Below are 20,395 nucleotides of genomic sequence, written 5' to 3'. Positions count from 1 at the left end.
TGTATATTGTATACAAATAAAAATTCAAGAAAAGTTTTCTTTAATTCGGAGGATGCGATTTGAGTGTGGGTCAAGACAGTCAGAAAATCACCATTATTGGCTGTGGTGTCATCGGGTTATGCAGTGCGATTGAGTTGCAGCGACAGGGCATGCAGGTGACCATCATTGATTCTTCATCGGAAGCAAAAAGGGCGTTGAGCAATTGTTCTTATGGCAATGCAGGGCACTTTGCAATAGAGCAAGTCAATCCTTTAGCGAATTGGTCGATTTTATCTCGGTTACCGAAAATGCTACTTGATCCTAAAGGGCCGCTAACCATTTCACCCACTTATTTTTATCGGTTACTGCCTTGGCTCATTCGGTTTGTTAAAAACGCTTCTGCAACAAAAGCGGGGGCGAATCGTGAAGCATTGCATCAATTGAATTCGCGTGCGATTTCGAGTTGGCAAAACCTATTAAACCATACGCGAGGACAAAACTTTATTCGGCGAAACGGACATTATTTGGTTTTTGAAAATAAGAATAAAGGCAATCAAGTTTACCAACAGCAACAGGCATTAAAACCCTATGGGATAGAAACCAATGCCCTGTCAGGGTCTGAAATGAGAGAGCAAGAATCGAACATTTCTAATTCAGTTAATTTTGCGATTTATTATCCTCAAACGGGTTTCACTTTGTCACCGCAACGATTAATGCAGCACTTGTTGCAACATTTTAAAGAGCAAGGTGGCACGTTAATAACGGATCACATTCACACTGTCCGTTCGCATTCTAATGGTTATGAACTGTCCGGCAGTCACATTTATCATACGACACAACTGTTGATCGCTGCGGGTGCTTGGAGTCATCAATTATCATCGCAGCTGGGTTATCAAGTGCCACTTGAAACTGAGCGCGGTTATCATTTAATGCTGCCAGACCTTGACGATTATTTTAATGCACCGGTCGCGTCTTTTGAGCGCAGTTTTATTATGACGCCAATGCTAGGTGGCTTACGCTTGGCTGGCACGGTGGAATTGGCTGGTCTAAAAAAGAAACCCAACTATCAACGAGCGACGATGTTACTGCAGCATGCTCGAGCCATCGCGCAAATAGAGCCGGATGTAAAAACCGGTGCACCTTGGATGGGTTGTCGACCATCTTTACCCGATTCATTACCCGTTCTTGGGTCGGCACCTCGCCATAAACATCTGTTTTTCGCATTTGGGCATCAACATTTGGGGTTAACTCAAGCCGCTATTACTGCGCAATCTGTAACGCAACTGATAATACAGGGTGAGTGTGATCTGGATATCTCACCTTATCGGATCGATCGTTTTCATTAGAGGAGGTTTAACATGCAAAATTGGCGATTATTATTTGAAGAACATCTTTCAGTTCAACAACATCGAGTTGCGTGCGCTTTGGAAAAAACAGAGGCGGATCATTTGATTATTTTTTCTGGAGCGCCGGTAAACGTTTTTCAAGATGACTGGAGCTATAACTTTGTAGTCAACCATTGGTTTAAGCTCTGGTGTCCGGAACCCAACCCCTATTGTTTTGTTATTACTAACGGTGTCGACAAACCGAAGCTATTGTATTATCAGCCGGAAGATTATTGGCATGCCGTAGCTGGTGATCCGGAAGGATTTTGGGTTGATAGCTTCGATATTCACGTAGTTCGGGAGGTTTCTGAGTTTCAAAAAATATTAAAGCGTTATTCCAGCGCTACTTTTTTTGGCGATCCCACTCCTTTGGTTGATAATGCAGGCATCCATCGCTTCAATGAAGCGTCCGTAATGCACTATTTGTCATATCATCGTGCGGAAAAAACGACTTATGAAATTGAATCGATGCGGCTTGCTAATGGCTTAGCGGCAAAGGCTCATCTGGCTGCACGCGATGCTTTCCTAAACGGTTGCAGTGAGTTAGAAATACATCATGCCTATTTAAAAAGTCTTAATTGTCGTGAAGCGCATTTACCGTATCACAACATCATAGCTTGCGATAGCAATACGGCTGTTTTGCATTACGACGATTACCGCTGCACAACAAATGGACAGCAACACCAGTCTTTATTGGTTGATGCAGGCGCCAACGTACACGGTTATGCTTCGGATATTACTCGCAGTTGCTCAAGAAAAGCAGGGGAGTTTTCAGAACTCATCAGTGCTTTGGATATTGAGCAGCAAAAGTTAATTGACGAGATAAAACCTGGTATGTCCTTTATTGACCTACATATTTCCATGCACGCAAAAATTGCCGATTTGTTGCGACGTTTCAATATTGTCGATGCCACGATTGAACAGCAATTGGAAAAAGGAATTACTTCCTACTTTTTTCCTCATGGACTCGGTCATTTCATTGGTGCGCAAGTACATGATGTTGCTGGAAAGATGTCTGATGAAAATGGTACCCCGATCGAACAACCAAAACAGTACCCTTACTTAAGACTGTTAAGGCCAATAGCGGTTGGTCAGGTCTTTACCATTGAGCCGGGGCTGTATCAAATCGAGCAATTGTTAAATAAGCTAAAAGCCAGTGAAAACGCTGCATTAGTGAACTGGCAAAAAGTTGAGCAGTTAAAACCATATGGTGGCGTGCGAGTTGAAGATTGTGTGTTGGTTACTGACAACGGAGTGAACAATTTAACGCGCGAGGCATTTGCCAGAAAAGAAAGTTTCGAGTGACGAGTTTCGAACAAAGTGCACGTAGGGGCAGGTTTCAAATCCGCTTATACTTGAACGGGTGAATGCAGCCTCAGAGTTTTCTCGCAACTCACACAGTCGAGCTTTGCATCGTTGTATCGATTTAGGTAGCATAGGCGCTAATTTAACTCATTTCGATTGATTTATGAACAAGTCGCTGCCTGTCTTTGGGATGCTGTTGGGCTGTTTGCTGCTGGTTTCTTGCAGCACCTATCGACCATCAAACACCGAGAATATTTGTGAAATCTTTCGCGGCGAGACTGATTGGTATGAATACGCCGTAGAGGCTTCTGAAGAATGGGGTACACCGATTTGGGTGATGATGGCGATCATGCATCAGGAATCTCGTTTTCAACATAATGTACGAGCACCGCGAGATTACCTTCTTGGTTTTATTCCTTGGGGGTACAAATCTTCGGCTTATGGATTTGCGCAGGCGAAAGATGAAGTTTGGGGCGAGTTTCAAGAAGACTTCGACAGTGGTGCTGATCGGGATGACTTTGAAGATGCGATACATTTTATTGGGTGGTACACCAATAATACGCAACGACGTTTAAATATTTCCAAGTGGGACGCATACAATCAGTATCTAGCTTATCATGAAGGTCAAGGTGGGTTTAAACGCGGTAGTTATAAGAGCAAAAGCTGGCTTTTAAAAGTGGCTAACAAAGTTAAAAATCGTGCGGCAAGCTTTAATCAACAACTAAAAAGCTGTAAAGAAGAGTTGGATGATGCAATTGACGGATGGTTTTAATTGTATGAACATTTATTTAATTGGGAGTTAATATGTTTTTGCGTTTATTGTTATTGGGGAGCTTGCTATTCGCAAATTGTATGGCAGCTGAACCGTTACCTTTGAGTTATTTTGCTAAGGATGTGGAATATAGAGATATAAAAATTTCTCCAGATGGAAAGTACTTTGCAGCCGCAGCGCCATATGAAAATAAAACGATATTAGTCGTCATTCAAAGAAAAAATATGGAGTCGATATTCGCATTTCAGTTTGGCGAAAATGAGCATGTCGATGAATATTTTTGGGCTAACAATGAGCGACTGGTTTTTACACGATATATAAAAAGAGGCATATCTGAAACACCGGTAACGTATGGTCAAATATATGCTGGAAACTTTGATGGTTCAAAGAGAAAAATCGTTTTTGGATATCAAGGAGGAGGGGCCCAAACCGGAACTCGACTTAATAAAGGAGCAGGGCCTGAAAGGGCGTTTGGAGAAATTCTTCATTTATTACCTGACGACTCAAAACACATCATAATAACTTCGCGAAGCATGGATAACAGCTATGACTCGCCATTGAAAATAGTAAAGCTCAATATATACACGGGTAAAAAACAAGTGATAACTCGAACGCCATTTGGGAATATGGACGTTATTCTAAGTCGTGAAGGTGTTCCAGTAATTGCCAGTGGTACGGATACTAAAGGAAAGCGTCGTAAGTTTCTGTTTAAAGATAATGCATGGGATGAGGTTGATTCGAAGAGTGAGTTAAGTGCTTTTACGCCGATATCCGTTAATAGTGATAATACGAAACTTTACCTAACTTCTTATATAAATGGAAAGACGGAAGGTCTTTTTGAATACAATTTTAAAAACAAAACAATTACCAAACTATTTCATCATGAAAAAGCAGATATTTTAAAGTTTATTAAGGAACCCATCTCGCAAACCATAGTTGGTGTTGAGATGATGCCTGGTGGTATTGAGTATCATTATTTAGATCCTGAAAACGAATTTTCAAAGTTACATGCGAAACTTGTAAATGCATTTGCGGGACACGGACTAAGTATAACTTCAAGGAAAAATGACTTATCAGAGCTCATTGTATCGATTCAAAGTGATACCAATCCAGGCGATTTCTATATATTTAATAATGATAATAACTCTGCACAGTACTTATTAAGTCGCAAAAAGTGGATTGACCCGAGTCTTATGTCCAAGCGTAAACCCATTGAGTTTACAGCAAGAGATGGTGAAACGATTTATGGTTATTTAACCGTTCCAAATAAAGTAAAAGGTAAAGCTCCTCTGGTAACTTTAGTTCATGGTGGGCCCTATGGATTCAGAGATTACTGGTGGTTTGACCCCGAAGCTCAGCTACTGGCTAGTCGAGGGTATGCTGTTTTACAAGTTAATTTTCGAGGGTCAGGTGGATATGGCCTGAGTTATAGAGAAGTCGCTTATCAAAAAAGAAGCTCGTTGATACAACATGATATTATAGATGGCACGAAGTGGGCACTTTCATTACCAGAAGTCTCTGATAATAAAGCGTGTATTATGGGGTGGAGCTTTGGTGGATATTCCGCGTTGATGTCGCCTTTGTTAGAGCCTGAGCTTTTCCAATGCAGTATAGCCGCTTCAGGGGTATATGACGCAGTAGAGCAAGAAGACAGTGCTGATTATTCTGAAATAGACTCGCTTGCAGCTCGTGCGAGAGAAGTGTATGGAAATTCTGAGCTATTACTCAAGAAAGAGTCTCCTCTAACCTATATTGATAATTTAAAAGTACCCGTATTAATAGTTCATGGGGGGGAAGATAAGCGTGTTCCGCCTGAGCAAGCATTTTTACTTAAAAAGGCACTTGAAGAACGAAATAAGCCTTTTGAGTGGCTTTTTAAGGAAAAAGAGGGACATGGTTTTTTTAATCCTGAAAATCGAGAAGAGTTTTATCAAAGGACATTAGAGTTTTTAGATAAGCACCTTCGATAGTTTGTGACAAGTAGCTACCAATTTTTTGGTAGCTACCATTAAAACTTTAAATCCAACATTTCTGTATCTTGATCCAGATACATTGCAAACCAACTTTGTACTTCGAACAAAGACTCTTCAATCATATCCGGTATCACTTTGGTGTACATATCCAAGTTGACAATAGCATTGAGTGAAGAGTCGGTTTTGGTCGCTTCTCGTAAACGAGCGCCAATACCTTGGTTGACGATCGACATCTCTTTATAAATTTTTTTCAATCCTTTTAAGTTCCAATCCGGTTCTTGATTGTTTTTTTCACGAAAATATTGCGCTAGTAAATACATGGAAACAGCGCGATAAATGGTTTCGTGTTCACTGGAAAGCGGCAAATGGAATCTTGCCATAGGGCGAAAATAAGCGGTATGAGGGCAACCACTGGTGGCCATGACCAAACCAATAAAACCACTGATCGCTCTTTGTGCGGTAGTGTTTTGAGTTGTCATACGCTGCGGGGTTTTAACCGCCAGTTTTACTTTATCGAATGACTGTACTTTGTCGAATAAAGGGGTATAGCGTGATAGTTGTTTGGCAACGGGACAATAAGGTGATTCGTTAGGTTTTAGCGGGCAATTGGGGCATTGGTTATAACGGAGTTTGGTCCAGTCAGGAGACTGTACTTTTGACTCGTCTTTGAGCGCGAGCGAATCTTCGTCGAGCTGCAACCCTACAGTTTCGACATCGTTATCAGCCAATTGAAAACGATAAATGATATTGTAGCTGCCCATCAGATTGTATCTCCAGTGAATGACTTATTTTTATCTTAGCTTATTTATTCATCATTTATGGGATAATTAAAGGTTGAAGTTCTCAATTTCAAAAGACAATCCAATGGTCATAGCTCCTAATAAATTCGAATAAGCACACGACATAGGCCGCCGCTTTGGGTAAAATACGCGCAAAATTTATAACCCATTTCTACCAATATTTTGAGAGAGTCGTTTAATGAGCATGTTACAAAATCCATCCTCCCTTGCCGATTACGATCCCGAGATCTGGAAAGCTATTGAAGACGAACGTGCGCGTCAGGAAGCCCACATTGAATTAATTGCTTCTGAAAATTACACCAGCAGTCGTGTGATGACCGCTCAAGGTTCGGTTCTGACCAACAAGTACGCCGAAGGTTATCCTCATAAGCGATATTATGGAGGTTGTGAATATGTTGATGTGGCAGAAGAGTTAGCGATTGAGCGTGTGAAACAACTGTTTGGTGCTGACTACGCCAATGTGCAGCCTCATTCCGGCTCTCAAGCGAATGCGGCCGTTTATATGGCCTTGATCAAGCCTGGCGATACAGTATTGGGAATGAGTCTTTCCGATGGCGGACACTTGACTCACGGCTCACCCGTAAATTTTTCGGGCAAGCTGTATAAATCGGTTCAGTACCCAGTTAATGCTGAAGGCTACATTGATTACGATCAAGTTGAAGCGCTAGCGATTGAGCACAAGCCAAAAATGATCGTTGCTGGATTTTCCGCTTATTCTCGAACTGTCGACTGGGCTCGTTTCCGCGAGATTGCCGATAAAGTTGGTGCTTATTTAATGGTGGATATGGCGCACGTGGCAGGATTGGTTGCAGCAGGTTTGTATCCGAATCCGGTACCTCACGCTGATGTGGTAACGTCAACCACTCATAAAACGCTGGCTGGGCCACGCGGTGGTATTATTTTGGCTCGTGCAAATCCTGAACTGGAAAAGAAATTTAATTCAGCGGTTTTTCCAGGTGGACAAGGTGGTCCGTTAATGCACGTCATCGCGGCAAAAGCGGTGGCGTTTAAAGAAGCGCTGGGTGAAGAATTCAAACAAACTCAGCAGCAAGTTGTTAAAAACTCAAAAGCCATGGTGAAAGTGATCATGGAACGCGGTTATAAAATCGTTTCCGGTGGAACAGATAATCACTTGTTTCTGGTTGATTTAATCGATAAAGACATCACCGGAAAAGATGCCGAAGCGGCACTTGGCAAAGCGTTTATTACCGTAAATAAAAACACCGTACCGAACGAACCGCGTTCGCCGTTTGTTACCAGTGGATTGCGAATGGGAACGCCTGCTATCACCACTCGTGGTTTTAAAGAAGCAGAAGCCACCATGCTTGCCGGTTGGATCTGTGATATTCTCGACGACATTGAAAATGAGTCGGTGATCGAGTCGGTAAAAGCTAAAGTAGCCGAACTAACCGCGCGGTTTCCGGTTTATCAAAAGTAGTTGAAAGTCTTTGGGTCGGTGAGTTTTTACTTGTTGACCCAAGCTTCAACTGCGAAGACTTCTGTTGACCTTGAGGTGGTATATGTACTGTCCGTTTTGTTCTCACTCGGATACCAAAGTCATCGACTCGCGACTGGTAAGTGATGGTGGGCAGGTGCGTCGGCGACGTGAATGTTCGGCTTGTGGTGAACGCTTTACTACTTTTGAGGTGGCAGAACTGGTGATGCCACGCTTGGTAAAAAGTGATGGTTCTCGTCAACCTTTCGACGAAGACAAGCTACGCGCTGGCATTATGCGCGCGGTCGAGAAACGACCCGTCAGTGTTGAGGCAGTAGAAGCCGCCATTAACCAAATAAAGTCCCACCTAAGAGCGACTGGTGAGCGTGAAGTTGAAGCTAAAATGCTGGGTGAGCTGGTTATGGAAGCGCTGCGTGAGCTGGACCAGGTGGCTTATGTGCGTTTTGCTTCTGTTTACCGCCGATTTCAAGACGTCAAAGAGTTCAGTGAAGAAATCAATAAGCTGAAATCCTCCCAGACGGGATCTTAAACTTTCCTTTTTATGTCCGTATTTAGCGCGTTTGATGCACAGATGATGGCCCGGGCTTTGCGTTTGGCAGAGCGCGGTTATTATCTGGCGCGGCCTAATCCGCGTGTAGGTTGTGTCATAACGCTTGACGATCAAATTGTTGGAGAAGGTTTTCACCAGTGTTTTGGAGAAGCTCATGCCGAAGTCAATGCGTTGCAGCAAGCCGGCGGCAAAGCGCGCGGCGCGACTGCTTATGTGACGTTGGAGCCCTGTGCGCATACCGGTAAAACCGGACCTTGTGCTCAGGCGCTGGTGGATGCCGGAGTCGCAAAAGTGGTATGCGCTATGCGTGATCCCAACCCAAGAGTAGATGGTGGCGGTTTTGCGTTATTGCAACAGGCCGGGATCGAAGTGAAGTTCGGGTTAATGGAACAACAGGCGCGAGAAATGAACCCTGGCTTTATCAAGCGCATGACAGAGCAATGTCCGTGGGTGCGATTGAAAATGGCGATCAGTGTGGATGGTCGCACGGCGATGGATTCGGGTGAAAGCCAGTGGATCACAGGCGCTGCCGCACGTTGCGATGTGCAAAAGTTACGAGCGCGGCATGACGCCATTGTTACCGGTTCTGGCACGGTGGCACTGGATGATCCCTCAATGAATGTTCGGCTGAATGAATTATCGGAGCCGCTTTCCAGCGATCAGCGCATTCGTTTTCGTCAACCGCTTCGTGTCGTTATTGATCGGCGAGCGCTGTGTAATTTGTCGCAAAAATATTTTCAAATTGAATCGCCGATTTGGTGGGTGGGTGAGCGCGAGTATCACCAACGATTGCCTTCGCATATCGAACGTAAAGTTTTTCCTGGCAGAGGCGCAGAATTGTTGCGGCCACTACTTACCCAATGTGCGGTTCATGAATGTAATGAAGTGTTGGTTGAAGCGGGCAGTCAACTGGCCGGGGAATTTATTAAAGCCAATCTGGTGGACGAACTGATTGTCTATATGGCTCCTAAGTTAATGGGCAGCAGTGGTCGTCCGTTGGCATTGTTGCCACTGGATACTATGGAGCAGACCATCAACTTGAAGTTGCTTGATTGTCGCATGATTGGTGATGATGCGCGCTTCACTTATCGATTCGAGTGATTCATTTTTATGTAGGAACGTTTTAAAAGCGATCCGGATCGGTTCAACACTCAATTAACGCATCTAAAGAGCGTTCCTTAAGGGTTAGAGTTTGTAGGATAACGTTATGTTTACAGGCATTATTGAAGCCATTGGCGAAATTAAATCCATCGAAGAACGCAACGGCGATAAGCGACTCACCATTGACACCGGCAAACTCGATATGTCGGATGTTGCCTTGGGCGATTCCATCGCCTGTAACGGTGTATGCCTGACCGCTGTGGCATTTGGAAGCGATCATTTTATTGCTGATGTGTCCGGCGAAACCATTGCCTTAACAGGATTTAAAAATTACCAACCTGGGCAACGCTTGAACCTTGAAAAAGCGCTCACTCCTACGTCGAGATTAGGCGGTCATCTGGTCAGTGGTCATGTGGATGGGATCGGTAAAATAAAAAGTCGCTGGCAAGATGCACGCTCGGTGCGTTTTGTGGTGACAGCACCACATGAGCTCGCTCGCTATATCGCTCACAAAGGGTCGATCACGGTCGATGGGATCAGCCTAACCGTGAATAAAGTGGAGGGTGATGAGTTTGAACTCAATATCGTACCTCACACCTTACAGGAAACCATCATGGACAGCTATCAACCTGGGGTTCAAGTGAATCTAGAAGTGGATCAAATCGCCCGTTATCTCGAACGCCTGCTGCACTATTCCGACGCATCGCCGACATCGGGCGTAACAGAGGAATTGTTGTCGAAACATGGATTTATTAAATAAAAGCATTAATCTCGGGTATAATTACCCTTTTTGACGCCCAAACTCCTGAAAATACGGGAACTATTCATGGCTTTAAGCAGTATTCCTGAACTGGTAGAAGACATCCGCCAGGGCAAAATGGTGATCCTGATGGACGATGAAGATCGCGAGAACGAAGGCGATCTGATTATGGCTGCCAGTATGGTTCGTCCGGAAGACATCAACTTTATGGCACGATATGGTCGTGGTCTTATTTGTTTGACCTTAACTCGGGAACGCTGTGAGCAGCTTAATCTGTCATTGATGGTGCAGCAAAATGGCGGCCAGTTTTCAACGGCATTTACAACTTCGATTGAAGCGGCAGAAGGTGTTACTACCGGCATATCGGCAGCCGATCGTGCTCGTACCGTTCAAGCGGCAGTCGCCAAAGACGCCAAACCATCTGATTTGGTTCAACCCGGACATATCTTCCCTTTAATGGCACAGCCCGGAGGCGTGCTCAATCGAGCCGGTCATACCGAAGCGGGCTGCGATCTCTCGCGATTGGCTGGTTTGGAGCCGAGCGCAGTAATAGTTGAAATCTTAAATGAAGACGGTACCATGGCGCGCCGGCCGGATCTTGAGGTTTTTGCCAAACAACATGACATTAAAATGGGCACGATTGCCGATCTTATTGAATATCGAACGTTGAATGAAAAAACGGTCGATAAAATTAGCCAATGTCACTGGCCAACGCCCTACGGAGACTTTGAACTGCACACTTACCGTGACTCCATCGACCAAGGGGTACACTTTGCCTTAGTAAAAGGAGAGGTAAAGTCTGATAAACCAACTTTAGTGCGGGTGCATGTGGCAAATGTATTAACCGACCTGTTGCAGAAACAGCGTGGAAAATTATCCAGCTGGACGCTCAATCGCGCCATAGAATACATCGCTCAACAGGGTGATGGAGTCATTGTTGTGATCGATAACCAGGAGTCGAATGATGCTCTATTGGCTCGTTTAAATCGCTATCAACAAGAAGATCAAGGTATCGAGTCACCGCGTAACGACAGCAGTGCGGCGTTACGTAACGTAGGTGTCGGATCTCAAATATTGGCGGATCTCGGCGTACACCAAATGCGCCTGCTCAGCCCCGAGAAAAAGTATCACGCACTGTCTGGTTTTAAGCTGGAAGTGGTGGAATATATAGAAGACAGCTTTTAAGCATTAAGCGCTTAAACATTTCGGTAGGATGGGTGTTTAACCCATCGTTGTATTCGTTTGATGGGTTGGTACCCATCCTACAAAGTCAGGAAGCAGCATGAAAACATTCGAAGGTCAATTAGTTGCCGGTAAAGCGAAGTACGCCATTTTGGTCGCACGATTTAATAGTTTTATCGTTGAGAGCCTACTTGAAGGTGCGTTGGATACTTTGAAACGTCACGGTGTTGATGAAAAAGATATCGAAATTTATCGCGTACCTGGAGCATTTGAAATGCCCATTGCTGCGCAACGCATTGCAGCGAAAAAACACTACCAGGCAATTATTGCGTTGGGTGCCGTAATCCGTGGCGGCACACCTCACTTCGATTATGTTGCGGGTGAATGTACCAAAGGGTTGGCTCAAGTGTCTTTAAACTTTGACGTACCGGTATCTTTTGGCGTGTTAACCGTAGATAGTATCGAACAGGCAATTGAACGTGCTGGCACTAAGGCCGGAAACAAGGGCGGTGAAGCGGCGTTAACTGCCCTGGAAATGGTTAATTTATTTGAGAGCATGAGTTAATGGCGTTAAAACCCTCGCATCGACGGAAAGCTCGTCATTACGCGGTTCAGGCCATCTACCAATGGCAAATGTCGGGCAATGAACTGGCGGACATCGAAAACCAATTCATTGAAACCATTAATCCGAATAAGGTCGAAGTGCCTTATTTCCTGGAGTTGATCCGTGGCACGTTAACGACCCTTGACGAAGTGGATGCGGAAATAGCACCACATATCGATCGTGATATTGAGCAGGTCGATCCTGTTGAGCGTGCCATTTTACGTTTATCGGTATGGGAACTTGCTGAGCGTCAAGATGTCCCTTATCGAGTAGTGATTAACGAAGCCTTGGAACTTGCCAAGGTATTTGGTGCAGAAGATGGTCATAAATATGTCAATGGCGTGTTAGACAAAGTCGCCAAAATTCTGCGACCGCTGGAAGTGCGCGCTTAAGCGCTTACTCGAAATCTGAATTTAAAGAGTATTTATGTCCTTTTCAGAGTTCAATTTAATTGAACGTTTTTTTGTGCGTGACAATCCGCAACGAAAAGACGTGGTACTAGGGATTGGCGACGACTGTGCCATTTTAAATGTTCCGGAAGGCCAATCGTTGGCTGTATCAATGGACACCCTTGTGGAAGGTGTGCACTTTTTGCACGATACAGCTGCTGCCGATGTTGCGGCGAAAGCGATGGCAGTCAATCTCAGCGATCTTGCGGCGATGGGTGCGGAGCCAGCATGGGTTACGCTCTCGCTGTCCATTCCTAAAGTGGACTTGGGCTGGCTGCAGTCGTTCAGTGATAGTTTTCATGAATTGTTGAATCATTATGGTTTACAGGTTGTCGGCGGCGATACGACGAAAGGCCCGTTGTCATTAACGTTGCAGGTTCATGGGTTTGTACCCTCTAATGTCGCCTTACGACGCAAAGGCGCGAAAGCCGGCGATTTGGTTTGTGTGACCGGACCTTTGGGCGATGCCAGCCTTGGGCTGCAAGTCGCTGAACAAAGGCTAGCCGCAAACGGTGAGATCCGTGATCATTTATTGGCGCGGTATTATCGTCCGAAAGCGCGAGTGGCGGCGGGGATCGCGTTACGTGGCAGAGCTTCTGCAGCGATCGATATTTCCGATGGACTGGTGGCTGACCTTGGGCATATCTGTAAAGCCAGCGGCGTTGGAGCCGTAATTAATACTGAACAACTTCCAATTTCGGAAGCGGCAAAAAAGGTCACTAACGAACAGCGTGTGTTAGAAAGTGCGCTTACCGGTGGTGATGACTACGAGCTGTGCTTTACTGTAGCAGAAGATAACTTACGTAAGGCACAATCGGCGTTGGAGTCGGTGGGTGTGGCTTGCTATATCATTGGACGCATTACTGGGAAACACGATGTCCGCGTGTTACGAAATGGGGAAGCTATGGCACTGAACAAAGGTGGCTTTGACCACTTCGCAGCAGCATAAATTGGATTAACATGACCAGTAACCCACTTACCGCCAAACAAATTTTATTTCACCCCGTGTATTTGCTGGCGTTTGGTTTTGGCTCTGGATTAATGCCCAAAGCGCCCGGTACGTTTGGTACTTTGGTCGCTTTGCCATTGTATTGGTTCATTGCCGACTGGCATCCCGCATTGTTGGTCGGCGTTATTGTTTTCATGTCATTGATTGGAATTTATTTGTGTGGAGAAACCGCACGTGCCATGCATCGGCACGATCATCCCGGTATTGTTTGGGATGAAATCGTTGGGTATTTGATAGCCATGTTACCTTTGGTCAAAGACTGGCGAGCGTTGGTTGTTGGATTTGTCCTGTTCCGTTTTTTTGATATTGTTAAACCATGGCCAATCAGCTTGGCCGACAAGTCGGTGAAAGGCGGATTGGGAATTATGTTGGATGATATTATCGCTGGAGTAATGGCAGCCATTGTTGGCGGATTGTTATGGCACTACTTAAATATTGCTCAATATTTTTAACCTTTTTCTGTCTTGCTTCGGCTTTAAATGCTGAAGACTTATCCCTCCACGTGATGGGGTTATTCAAGAACACCGCTATAGTCAACATAAATGGAACTCAGCGAACATTAAAAGTCGGAAAGCGTTCTCCTGAGGGAGTTTTATTAAAGTCGGCAAACTCAAAAGAAGCCATTGTTGAGTATCGAGGAAAAACGCAAATTTTAACCATGGGTTCCTCTGCGCCGGTGGCTTTTAGTGTCGAGTCGAGTTCGCCGGATGCTACAAAATCAAAAAAAGCACTGAACCTTATCCGTCAGCCAGACGGCATGTTTCGCGTGCAAGGCACAATCAATAACATTGCGGTCCACTTTTTGGTAGACACAGGGGCGACCAGCATTGCCATGAATCACACTACCGCGGAGCGCATAGGCCTTCCTTATCGAGGAAAAGGCCAGGTGATTCATGTGACGACCGCTTCCGGAGTGGTAAAAGCCTATCGTATTTTGCTCGACCATGTTCGAGTGGGCGATTTGGAGTTGAACAATGTGGAAGCCGCTGTATTGGTTGGTGCTCAACCCGATAAGGTGCTGCTTGGGATGTCGTTTTTAGGGAAATTTAAGGTAGAGCAGGACGGCAATAGGATGGTGATTGGTAGTCGGTTTTGATCAAAGCTTTAAAAAATCGAACTGCCTACACAATGAGTAAATTGTTCCAGAGCCGCAATACCAGCCACGGAATTTCCCGCTTCGTTCAGCTCCGGCGACCAGACACAGATGGAATAATGGCCAGGATAGATCGCGACGATTCCTCCACCCACGCCACTTTTTCCCGGTAAACCCACACGATAAGCAAAGTCTCCGGCTTCATCGTAAAGTCCACAGGTGGCCAGCAACGCATTAACGCGTTTGCTTTGTTGTTCCGTTAACTGAGCATGGCCATTAAGGTCGACGCCTTTATTGGCTAAAAAAACAGTGGCTTTTGCCAGATCCAAACAGCTCATTTCAATAGCGCAGTGATGACAATAACTTTCCAGCACTTTATCCACTGGGTTATCGAAATTGCTGTACGCTTTCATCAAGTAAGCCATGGCGGCGTTACGAGCACTGTGAAGCAACTCCGAGCGCGCCACCTGATCGTTGACTTTAATTTGGGGATTTAACGCCAACTGCCGTAAAAACGTTAGCAGTTGAAAGTTTGGTGCCGAATAACGAGACTCCAGCAAATCACAGATCAATAAAGCGCCGGCATTAATGAAGGGGTTTCGCGGAATGCCTTGTTCGGTTTCAAGCTGAATGAGTGAATTAAACCGGTAGCCGGAAGGCTCTCGGCCGACTCTTGGCCACAATTGAGTGTCGTAAATTTGTAGAGCTTGTATCAACGTAAAGAGTTTACTGATACTTTGAATGGAAAAGGGCACTTTAGCATCACCGGCTTGGGCAACATTACCATTCAAGTCGCAAACGGCGATGCCAAATTGTTTTGGGTTAACCTGAGCCAAGGCTGGAATATAGTCGGCGACTTTCCCTTTCCCGCGAAAGTGTTTAGCGTCGTTGGCTATGTGTTGCAGCAATTCCTTCAGTTGGTCAACGTCCAATAGGTCACCTCGATGACTTTTATTCGAGTCGGATAAATGCGGTAATGGCGTTTTCCAGATCTTCCACGCTTAATCCTGCTCGCTGTAGCAGATCCTTTGGATCGCCGTGTTCAATAAATCGATCCGGAATGCCAAAGTTTTTCACTTTTACGTTCAGTTGATTATTAACGATAAATTCATTCACTGCACTTCCTGCACCGCCCATAAAGGCATTTTCTTCCAGAGTGATTAGGAATGGATGGTGTTCGCAAAGCTGTTGGATGAGTGCTTCGTCTAACGGTTTGATAAAGCGCATATCGACCAATGTGGCATTTAACGTTTCCGCAACTTTGTGCGCTTCTGCCAACATGGCGCCAAAATTAAGTAGTGCAACGTTTTTACCGTTTCGGATCACGCGGGCTTTACCAATTTCAATTGGCGATAACTCTGGGGCAATGGTGACACCGGGTCCGGTTCCTCGTGGGTAACGTACCGCTGCCGGTCCTTGATACTGGTACCCGGTCGTTAACATTTTTCGGCATTCGTCTTCATCGGCTGCCGCCATAATCACCATGTTAGGAATGCAGCGCAGAAAACTTAAGTCGTACGCGCCGTGATGCGTAGCGCCATCGCCACCCACCAAACCACCGCGATCGATCGCAAATAGTACGTCGAGATCCTGGAGCGCAACATCATGAATTAACTGGTCATAAGCGCGCTGCAAAAATGACGAGTAAATTGCAACAACCGGCTTCATACCTTCACAAGCTAAACCGCCTGCCAAGGTTACCGCGTGTTGTTCGGCAATACCGACATCAAAATAACGATCTTTAAACTGACGTGAAAACTCGATCATATCGGAACCTTCACGCATTGCCGGCGTAATGCCAATCAAACGCTCATCTTCCGCGGCCATATCACACAACCATTGACCAAACACATTGGAATAGGTGAGCTTTGGCTTTCCTGCCGGTAAAGAATTGTTTTTGGGATCAAAAATCGGTACACCATGATAGGCGATGGGGTCATTTTCCGCAGGTTCGTAACCTTTTCCTTTTTTGGTAACCACGTGCAGCAACTGTGGACCGGGCAAATGTTGCATGTTACCCAATGTGTCGAGTAGGGCGTCTAGGTTATGACCATCGATAGGGCCGATGTAGTTAAAGCCCAATTCCTCAAACAAGGTTCCTGGCAACATCATGCCTTTCATGTGTTCTTCCACTCGATGGGCCCATTCGGAGATGGCTGGCATGTTTTTTAAGACTTTTTTTCCGCCCTGCTTGATGGAAGAGTAAAATTTACCGGAAAGAATTTTAGCCAGATAATTATTTAATCCCCCGACATTTTCAGAAATCGACATATCGTTGTCGTTCAAAATCACCAGCAAGTTAGCATCAACATCGGCGGCGTGGTTCATGGCTTCGAAGGCCATTCCCGCTGTCATGGCGCCATCACCAATGACAGCAACCGTTTTACGCTCTTCTCCTTTACGCTTGGCAGCAATTGCCATACCCAGCGCTGCGCTGATAGACGTACTGGAGTGGCCAACACCAAATGTGTCGTATTCACTTTCACTACGAACCGGAAAAGGATGTAAACCGTCAGTTTGGCGAATGGTTTCCAATTGATCGCGACGTCCCGTTAATACTTTGTGAGGATAGGCCTGATGACCAACATCCCAAACTAACCGATCTTCGGGCGTGTTATACAGATAATGTAAGGCCACTGTCAGTTCCACTGTACCCAATCCGGCAGCAAAATGCCCGCCGCAACGGCTAATGGTATCAATGAGGTACTGGCGTAATTCATCTGCCAAATCACGCAGCTGACTGGCTTCTAGCTCTCTTAAGTCTTCTGGTGAATTAACGGTTGCCAGTAGTGGGTAATTACTCAGTGTTGCATTCATGAGTGCCGGGACTTCCTTCAATTTTCGCGTAACGTTACCTTAGCGGTCGCGTTCGATTATGTGCTGGGCAAACTTTTGTAAAAGCTGGCCATTATACGGCAACTCGTCAAGGGCAGCTAACGCTAGTTGCAATTGGTGCTGCGCATGCCGCTTAGCGCCCTCCAGCCCGAGTAATGCGGGATAAGTCACTTTGTCGGCTGCGAGATCCGAGCCCTGGGGTTTACCAAGCGTAGCGGTATCGCTTTCAATGTCGAGAATGTCGTCTTTAATTTGAAATGCAAGGCCAATTGCACGACTGTAATTTTGCAGCGCTTTTCGTTCCTGAGCGTTATCTTTTCCACTGCTCATATACCCCATTAGTACTGCCGCTTCAATTAGAGCTCCAGTTTTCATAAGGTGCATTGTTTCGAGTTGTTCCAACGATAACGTTTTTCCGGTGGCTTCTAAGTCGATTGCTTGACCTCCACCCATACCGAGAGAGCCAGAAGCTTGCGTTAACAAGGTCAGCATGGCGATCTTTTGCACACTACCGGCATGGGGCATTGGGTGTTGCAATAAGCATTGAAAAGCGAGCGTTTGTAAGGCGTCACCCGTAAGCACAGCAGTAGCTTCATCGAATTGGATGTGACAGGTGGGCAAACCGCGTCGGAGATCATCATCATCCATACAGGGAAGATCGTCATGAACCAGCGAATAAGCGTGTATCAACTCAACGGCAACCGCTGCACCATCCAGCTCATCTTCTGTCGCACCACACATCAGCCCGGTTGCGTATACCAGTAACGGTCGCATGCGTTTCCCGGGATTAAGCGCACTGTAAAGCATAGCCTGGTGCAATTTTTGTGGCGAAGTTTCGGCATTGGGTAAATAGTCAACCATTCGCGCTTCAACCCGGGCGCGAAAATGCTGCTTGAATTGTTCGAAATTCATTCGGGATTGCGCTGGTATTCGGCAGACTCTTCAGCAATTTGAAAGTCGGTCAGTTGTTGTTGTTCGGTCAGTATTTGAATGCGTTGCTTAGCTTGATCGAGTAATTGCTGGCAATTTTTTGTCAGTTTTACTCCCTGTTCAAACTTTTTTAGGGCTTCTTCCAGTGGCAACTCACCTTGCTCCATGGCTTCAACGATTTTTTCCAACTCCGCCAGTTGCGACTCGAACGAGTGTTTTGGTTTGCTTGGTGTCATAAGTTTTTTCTAAAAAAGTAAAGGCTTTTTAAGTTTCTGCCTATTTTCCCCTAATTTGCTGCTATTGAAAACCGTATTCTGTATCAAGCCGATATTCGTATAGAAATGGGATTACTGCACTTTCTTTATGGATTTCAGGCGGATATTGCATCTTAGCCAAAAGGGACTAACCTTTTTAATGAGAAAAACAAAAGATTAAACGGGAATGTTTTCACGTGGATATCGCAACCCTCATCGGTTTGTTTGGAGCGGTAGGTATTGTTGCCTTGGCCATGATTTTGGCCGGAGGTTTTGGGCAATTTGTCGACGTACCTTCAGTGCTCGTCGTTGTGATTGGCTCTCATCTTGTGGTGTTAGGGCAGTTTCCTTTGGCTGATTTTATCAATGCTGCTAAAGCCGGAATGAAAACCATTTTTTTCAAATCCCCCGACTGCCAGGAAATCATTGCCAAAATTGTTGAGTTAGCGGATCTGTCGCGTAAAGGTGGTTTATTGTCGCTAGAAGGTGCTGAGGTGGACGATCCTTTTTTAAAAAAAGGCGTAGGGTTATTGGTGGATGGTCACGATGGTGAAGTAGTGAAATCCATACTCGAAAAAGATGTGCAGATGGCTTCTAAGCGTCACGAAACCGGTGCTGCCGTTTTTAAAGGTCTTGCCGGCGTGGCTCCGGCTATGGGGATGATCGGCACGCTGATTGGCCTGGTGGCCATGCTCGGTAATATGGATGATCCGAAATCCATAGGACCTGCTATGGCGGTGGCCTTACTCACGACGCTGTACGGCGCCATGATTGCAAATATGATGGCGACTCCTCTTGCCGATAAATTGATGTTGCGTGACAAAGAAGAAAAAATTGCCCGCAGCCTAATGATCGATGGTTTACTCGGTATTCAAGCGGGCCAAAATCCCCGTGTGATCGAGCAGGTGCTATTGGGGTACCTGGCCGAAAGCCAACGTCCATCAGCCGAAGACTAGCTAGCGGAGCGGGTTATGGAAGAGGAATGCGATTGCCCCCCCGAAGGATTACCCCAGTACATGGGAACTTTTGCCGACTTAATGGCGTTGTTAATGTGCTTCTTTGTGTTGCTGCTCGCCTTTTCTGAAATGGATGTTTTGAAATTCAAACAAATCGCTGGCTCCATGAAATACGCTTTTGGCGTGCAGAATAAAGTGGAAGTGAAAGACATACCTAAAGGGACCAGTATCATTGCGCAAGAATTTTCTCCCGGTAAGCCCACACCAACGATGATCGAAGCCATCATGCAGCATACGGTGGAAATTACCAAAGAGTCGCTGGAGTTTGATGAGCCTACCGAAGAAAAACCGGAACAAGGTGAAGGTGATCAAAGTGATAAAGGCCAGGGTGACAGCAGCGACATTGGACGCGGTGGGAAAGAGGCCCAAGAGCAAGCGGAAGAGTTAGCTCGAGAAATTGCTGCCCGTATGGCCGCACAACTGGATTCCGGTCAAATTGAACTTCTGGCGAAAGACAATATGGTCGTCATTCGTATTCGTGAAAGTGGGTCATTTGCTTCGGGTTCCGATCGCATAGAGCGTAGTTTTGTTGGCGTATTAGATAAAATCGCTGATATTTTAAAAGAAACGGACGGTGAAGTGCGTGTTGCCGGACACACCGATAACTTGCCCATTGATACGCCGAGGTTCCGATCCAACTGGGAATTATCGGGTGGCCGCGCTGGCAGTGTTGTGCGAGAACTGTTAAAAAATCCAGCGCTCAATCGAGAGCGATTTGTGATAAATGGTTACGCCGATACCCGACCGCTCGACAGTAACGATACTGCGGAAGGCCGCGCTCGCAATCGCCGAGTGGAAATCATCATTGTGCAAGGGAGCACGCCTTCGAGCAACATCATTGGCGTAAGTGGCGATGAAGTGGATAGTACAGAGTCTTAACGCTTCAGCACTAAGTAAAAAGCACTAAGTGATAAGTAATAATAAAATCAGAAATAAAGTTGG

The 20,395-nt window shown here is 45.6% G+C and carries 21 protein-coding genes; 16 read left to right on the top strand and 5 right to left on the bottom strand.

Annotated elements, in window-relative coordinates:
• Positions 1–65 precede the first annotated feature (65 nt).
• The 4 genes from ACTUJY_RS00530 (at position 66) to ACTUJY_RS00515 (ending at position 5,411) form a co-directional block, all read left to right on the top strand.
• Entirely contained in the window at positions 66–1,325 is a 1,260-nt protein-coding gene (locus tag ACTUJY_RS00530; RefSeq protein ID WP_463614502.1) for an NAD(P)/FAD-dependent oxidoreductase, read from the top strand.
• 12 nt (positions 1,326–1,337) lie between these two features.
• The gene (gene pepQ / locus ACTUJY_RS00525; protein WP_463614075.1) at positions 1,338–2,669 is read left to right on the top strand and encodes a Xaa-Pro dipeptidase; all 1,332 of its coding nucleotides are present in this window, start codon (positions 1,338–1,340) and stop codon (positions 2,667–2,669) included.
• Positions 2,670–2,832: 163 nt separating this feature from the next.
• The gene (locus ACTUJY_RS00520) at positions 2,833–3,441 is read left to right on the top strand and encodes a transglycosylase SLT domain-containing protein (protein WP_463614074.1); all 609 of its coding nucleotides are present in this window, start codon (positions 2,833–2,835) and stop codon (positions 3,439–3,441) included.
• A 1,193-nt stretch (positions 3,442–4,634) separates the two neighbouring features.
• Positions 4,635–5,411 carry an alpha/beta hydrolase family protein gene (locus tag ACTUJY_RS00515; protein ID WP_463614501.1) on the top strand — a complete coding sequence of 259 codons (777 nt, stop codon included), beginning with the start codon at positions 4,635–4,637 and terminating at the stop codon, positions 5,409–5,411.
• A 38-nt stretch (positions 5,412–5,449) separates the two neighbouring features.
• Here the strand turns inward: ACTUJY_RS00515 and ACTUJY_RS00510 are convergent, their stop codons facing one another.
• Positions 5,450–6,175 (bottom strand): DUF6901 family protein, encoded by a 726-nt coding sequence (locus ACTUJY_RS00510; protein ID WP_463614073.1) that lies wholly within the window; start codon positions 6,173–6,175, stop codon positions 5,450–5,452.
• 223 nt (positions 6,176–6,398) lie between these two features.
• On the opposite strand from ACTUJY_RS00510, the gene glyA reads away from it, so the two are divergent.
• From glyA to ACTUJY_RS00460, 10 genes are all read left to right on the top strand, one after another.
• Positions 6,399–7,652: a serine hydroxymethyltransferase gene (gene glyA, locus ACTUJY_RS00505; protein ID WP_463614500.1), complete on the top strand. Its 1,254-nt coding sequence runs from the start codon at positions 6,399–6,401 to the stop codon at positions 7,650–7,652.
• Between the two features lie 82 nt (positions 7,653–7,734).
• Complete coding sequence (gene nrdR, locus ACTUJY_RS00500; protein WP_463614072.1) at positions 7,735–8,199, top strand: transcriptional regulator NrdR; 465 nt, start codon at positions 7,735–7,737, stop codon at positions 8,197–8,199.
• A gap of 12 nt (positions 8,200–8,211) precedes the next feature.
• The gene (ribD, locus tag ACTUJY_RS00495) at positions 8,212–9,321 is read left to right on the top strand and encodes a bifunctional diaminohydroxyphosphoribosylaminopyrimidine deaminase/5-amino-6-(5-phosphoribosylamino)uracil reductase RibD (RefSeq protein WP_463614071.1); all 1,110 of its coding nucleotides are present in this window, start codon (positions 8,212–8,214) and stop codon (positions 9,319–9,321) included.
• Positions 9,322–9,427: 106 nt separating this feature from the next.
• Positions 9,428–10,081, top strand: coding sequence for a riboflavin synthase (locus ACTUJY_RS00490; RefSeq protein ID WP_463614070.1), 654 nt, complete (start codon positions 9,428–9,430; stop codon positions 10,079–10,081).
• 66 nt (positions 10,082–10,147) lie between these two features.
• Entirely contained in the window at positions 10,148–11,266 is a 1,119-nt protein-coding gene (gene ribBA, locus ACTUJY_RS00485; protein ID WP_463614069.1) for a bifunctional 3,4-dihydroxy-2-butanone-4-phosphate synthase/GTP cyclohydrolase II, read from the top strand.
• Positions 11,267–11,363: 97 nt separating this feature from the next.
• Positions 11,364–11,828, top strand: coding sequence for a 6,7-dimethyl-8-ribityllumazine synthase (gene ribH, locus ACTUJY_RS00480; RefSeq protein WP_463614068.1), 465 nt, complete (start codon positions 11,364–11,366; stop codon positions 11,826–11,828).
• The gene (gene nusB / locus ACTUJY_RS00475; protein WP_463614067.1) at positions 11,828–12,259 is read left to right on the top strand and encodes a transcription antitermination factor NusB; all 432 of its coding nucleotides are present in this window, start codon (positions 11,828–11,830) and stop codon (positions 12,257–12,259) included. Before ribH ends, nusB begins: the two co-directional genes overlap by 1 nt.
• A 34-nt stretch (positions 12,260–12,293) precedes the next feature.
• Positions 12,294–13,265: a thiamine-phosphate kinase gene (gene thiL / locus ACTUJY_RS00470; protein WP_463614066.1), complete on the top strand. Its 972-nt coding sequence runs from the start codon at positions 12,294–12,296 to the stop codon at positions 13,263–13,265.
• Positions 13,266–13,276: 11 nt separating this feature from the next.
• Entirely contained in the window at positions 13,277–13,777 is a 501-nt protein-coding gene (locus ACTUJY_RS00465; protein ID WP_463614065.1) for a phosphatidylglycerophosphatase A family protein, read from the top strand.
• Positions 13,744–14,421, top strand: a complete 678-nt coding sequence (locus ACTUJY_RS00460; protein WP_463614064.1) for a retropepsin-like aspartic protease family protein — start codon at positions 13,744–13,746, stop codon at positions 14,419–14,421. Before ACTUJY_RS00465 ends, ACTUJY_RS00460 begins: the two co-directional genes overlap by 34 nt.
• 8 nt (positions 14,422–14,429) lie before the next feature.
• Here the strand turns inward: ACTUJY_RS00460 and glsB are convergent, their stop codons facing one another.
• From glsB to ACTUJY_RS00440, 4 genes are read right to left on the bottom strand one after another with little or no spacing between them, the layout of a single operon-like run.
• Positions 14,430–15,350: a glutaminase B gene (glsB, locus tag ACTUJY_RS00455; protein WP_463614063.1), complete on the bottom strand. Its 921-nt coding sequence runs from the start codon at positions 15,348–15,350 to the stop codon at positions 14,430–14,432.
• 19 nt (positions 15,351–15,369) lie between these two features.
• Entirely contained in the window at positions 15,370–17,235 is a 1,866-nt protein-coding gene (gene dxs / locus ACTUJY_RS00450; protein ID WP_463614062.1) for a 1-deoxy-D-xylulose-5-phosphate synthase, read from the bottom strand.
• A 39-nt stretch (positions 17,236–17,274) separates the two neighbouring features.
• Complete coding sequence (gene ispA / locus ACTUJY_RS00445) at positions 17,275–18,165, bottom strand: (2E,6E)-farnesyl diphosphate synthase (protein ID WP_463614061.1); 891 nt, start codon at positions 18,163–18,165, stop codon at positions 17,275–17,277.
• Positions 18,162–18,419: an exodeoxyribonuclease VII small subunit gene (locus tag ACTUJY_RS00440; RefSeq protein WP_463614060.1), complete on the bottom strand. Its 258-nt coding sequence runs from the start codon at positions 18,417–18,419 to the stop codon at positions 18,162–18,164. The genes ispA and ACTUJY_RS00440 overlap by 4 nt, the downstream gene beginning before the upstream one ends.
• A 215-nt stretch (positions 18,420–18,634) precedes the next feature.
• On the opposite strand from ACTUJY_RS00440, the gene pomA reads away from it, so the two are divergent.
• Positions 18,635–19,393: a flagellar motor protein PomA gene (gene pomA, locus ACTUJY_RS00435; RefSeq protein WP_463614059.1), complete on the top strand. Its 759-nt coding sequence runs from the start codon at positions 18,635–18,637 to the stop codon at positions 19,391–19,393.
• Between the two features lie 15 nt (positions 19,394–19,408).
• On the top strand, positions 19,409–20,332 hold the full coding sequence (locus ACTUJY_RS00430; protein ID WP_463614058.1) for a flagellar motor protein MotB: 924 nt from the start codon (positions 19,409–19,411) through the stop codon (positions 20,330–20,332).
• Positions 20,333–20,395 lie beyond the last annotated feature (63 nt).

Source organism: Pleionea sp. WD8-19, assembly GCF_055326765.1.
This window is presented reverse-complemented; position numbering and strand designations above follow the sequence as displayed.